This is a genomic window from Neisseria sp. HMSC061H08, from assembly GCF_001836795.1.
In the GTDB taxonomy this organism is placed as follows: domain Bacteria; phylum Pseudomonadota; class Gammaproteobacteria; order Burkholderiales; family Neisseriaceae; genus Neisseria; species Neisseria subflava_A.
Genome location: NZ_KV830584.1, coordinates 1 through 207 on the forward strand (window position 1 = coordinate 1; position 207 = coordinate 207).

The 207-nt window shown below is 44.4% G+C and carries 1 protein-coding gene; it reads left to right on the forward strand.

Annotated elements, in window-relative coordinates; translation table 11 throughout:
* Nucleotides 1-207: collagen-flanked surface repeat-containing protein (locus HMPREF2675_RS11425; protein ID WP_168167159.1), on the forward strand; the 207-nt coding region annotated here is incomplete at both ends.

Here is a 207-nt window from a genome sequence, read left to right on the forward strand (position 1 = left end):
CGACAAAGGCGAAAAAGGTGATACCGGCGCTAAAGGTGATACTGGTGAAAAAGGTGGCAGCATCACAGGTGAAGTTGTAGATAATGGTGACGGTACCCATACAATCACTATTACTGATCTTGAGACCGGTTCAGTCACTACTACTATCGTTAAAGATGGTAAAGACGGTGTAGATGGTAAGAACGCTGAAGCCGACGTTAAAGACAA